The organism is Streptomyces fuscigenes, from assembly GCF_021556455.1.
Taxonomy (GTDB): domain Bacteria; phylum Actinomycetota; class Actinomycetes; order Streptomycetales; family Streptomycetaceae; genus Streptomyces; species Streptomyces fuscigenes.
Genome location: NZ_JAKGCV010000616.1, coordinates 1 through 2,555, shown reverse-complemented (window position 1 = coordinate 2,555; position 2,555 = coordinate 1). Strand labels below are relative to the sequence as shown.

Annotated in this window: 3 protein-coding genes; 1 reads left to right on the top strand and 2 read right to left on the bottom strand. The window is 76.7% G+C overall.

Annotated elements, in window-relative coordinates; all coding sequences use genetic code 11:
* Together L1885_RS26990 and L1885_RS26985 are read right to left on the bottom strand one after the other, a co-directional pair.
* Window positions 1–270, bottom strand: a 270-nt coding sequence (locus tag L1885_RS26990) for an SHOCT domain-containing protein (protein WP_235799776.1), incomplete at its 3' end; no start/stop codon positions are given.
* A gap of 295 nt (window positions 271–565) precedes the next feature.
* On the bottom strand, window positions 566–1,786 hold the full coding sequence (locus L1885_RS26985; RefSeq protein WP_235799775.1) for an ROK family protein: 1,221 nt from the start codon (window positions 1,784–1,786) through the stop codon (window positions 566–568).
* A gap of 75 nt (window positions 1,787–1,861) precedes the next feature.
* On the opposite strand from L1885_RS26985, the gene L1885_RS26980 reads away from it, so the two are divergent.
* On the top strand, window positions 1,862–2,555 hold a 694-nt coding region (locus tag L1885_RS26980; protein ID WP_372482040.1), incomplete at its 3' end, for an MFS transporter.

Below are 2,555 nucleotides of genomic sequence, written 5' to 3'. Positions count from 1 at the left end.
CTCCTCCAGCACCGACATCCTCCGCCAGTACTCCTCCTCGTCGATCTCCCCCGAGGCGAACCTGCGGCCGATGACCGCGATCGGCGAGTGCTCGTCGTGGCCGCTTCGCCCCGCGGCCGCCGGCCGGAGGCCGCGGGCGGCGGGGCCGAGGCGGCCGCCGCGGACCCTGCGCACGACGCTGAAGACGGCCGCGAGGGCGGCGGCCCACACCAGCGGTACGAACAGGATCCACGGCCCGGGGCCGCCGTCGTGGAATGCCAGCATCTTCATGGGCCCAACTCCTCGAGGTCGCCGCGCCGGGCCGTCCGCCCGGCTCCTGCGAGCCTTCCGCGGACGCGCGCCCGCGTCGTCCTCCGCTCAGCGGCACCTCGCCTACCTCCCGCGCAGTACGCCGCCCGGCCCGCGTGCCGGTGGGGCCGGGGGCGCCGGCGCCCGGGTCCTGACCGAGACAGCTGCGGGAGGCGGACCGGGGAGCGTCACTCCGGGGGAGCAACCGCGAGGCGGACACGCTGGGTGACCGCGCTCGGCCCGGCCATGGGGGCCCCGGGACGGGAAGCCGCCGCGCTCAGGCGGCGGAGAGCGCCCCGAGCGGGTCGTCCAGCACGGGCTGCCAGGCCACCTCGGCGGCGCCGACCAGGCTGTTGTGGCCGAGCGCGCAGGCGAGGACCGGAACACTGCTGCTGCGTCCCCACAGGCTGCGGTCGCCGACGGCGGCGCGCAGCCGGTCGGGGTCGGCCGCGAGCAGTTCGCCGTGCAGGCCGCCGAGGATGATGCGGTCGGGGTTGAGGATGTTCACCAGCCCGGCGAGCCCGAGGCCGAGGCGGTCGATCACCTGCTCGGTGGCGGTGCGCACGGCGGGGTCGTCGTAGCCGTTCCTGATGAGCGCGACGGCCTGCTGGAGCAGGTTCGTCTCGGGGCCCGGCTCGCGCCCGGCGGCGCTCAGCAGGGCGAGCGGGTCGGCCTCCACGTCCAGGCAGCCCCGGCCGCCGCAGTAGCAGGGGCGCCCCTCGGGGTTGACCGTGAGATGTCCGACCTCCAACGCGAGCCCTGAACTTCCGGTGTGCAGGCGCCCGTTGAGCACGAGCGCGCCACCCACGCCGCGGTGGCCCGTGGCGACGCACAGGAGGTTGTCCGCGCCCCGCCCGGCGCCGTGCCGGTGTTCGGCGAGGGCCGCGAGATTCACGTCGTTGCCGGTGAAGACCGGGCCCGGGATGCCGACGGCCCGCACCCGGTCGGTGAAGATGTCCCGCACGGGCGCGCCCGCGGGCCACGCGATGTGCAGCGGGTTGAGCGCCGTGCCCGCGGGCTCCGCCACCGCCGAGGGGACGGCGAGCCCCGCCCCCACGCAGCGCCGGCCGCCCTCGCGCAGCAGCGCCTCGCCGGCGGCGACGGCCTGGCCCAGCACCTGTTCCGGGTCAGCCTCGACCACGCCCCGGCCCGCGGCCGTGGCGACGATCCTGCCGCCGAGCCCCACGAGCGCGACCCGGAAGCCGTCCGCGTGCACCTGGGCGGCCAGCGCGACCGGGCCCGCCTCGTCGACGGACAGGCGGTGCGAGGGCCGGCCCTGGGATCCGGCTCCCGCGCCGGGCCGCGAGTCCACCGTGATCAGTCCGAGCGCCTCCAGTTCGGCGGCGACGGCGCCGGCGGTCGCCCGGGTGACGCCCAGCTCGGACGTGAGGACGGCCCGGGTCGGCGCCCGGCCCGTGTGCACGAGCTCGAGCGCGGGGCCGAGCGCGCTCCTGCCGCGCTCCAGTCGCGTGCGGGTCGGGGTCGCCTTGCCGTTCATGGGGCCGAGTCTCCCATGATCCGCTGCGCCGTTCGCTGCCTTGTCGCCTTCCACGAGGATCCCTATGCTGCGTTTGTGCCGGATATAAACAAAACCGTGTCGAAGGCCACCGGAACCACCCGCCCGCACGCCCCGGGCGCGGCCGCCGGCGAGCGGCGCCACCTGACCCGGCTGCGGGTGGCGGTGACGCTGTTCTTCGGCCTCGACGGATTCGTCTTCGCGGGCTGGGTCGTGCGCATCCCGGCCGTGAAGGCGCAGGCGGACGCCTCGGCGAGCGCCCTCGGCCTCGCCCTGCTCGGCGTGTCCGCGGGCGGCGTCGTGACCATGATGCTGACCGGGCGCCTGTGCAGGACCTTCGGCGCCCGGCCGGTGACGGTCGCGTCCGCGGCCCTGCTCTCGCTCGCCGTCGCCCTGCCCGCGCACACGCACTCGGCGCTCGCGCTCGGCCTGGTGCTGGTCGTGTTCGGGATCGGCTACGGCGGCCAGAACGTGGCGATGAACGCCGTGGCCGTCGATCTGGTGGCCGCCCTGAGACGGCCCGTCATCTCCAGCTTCCACGCGGTCTACAGCCTGGGCGGCATGCTCGGCGCCGCGCTCGGCGGCCTCGTCGCGAGCCACCTCTCCCCCGCCGCGCATCTGGAGATCCTCGCGGGGATCGGCCTGGTGACCACGCTCGTGGTGGCGCCCTTCCTGCTGCGCGGGCCGGAGCCGGCGGCCCCCGGGACGCCACCGGCCGCCGCGTCCGTGCCCGCGCCGGCGCGGGGCAGCG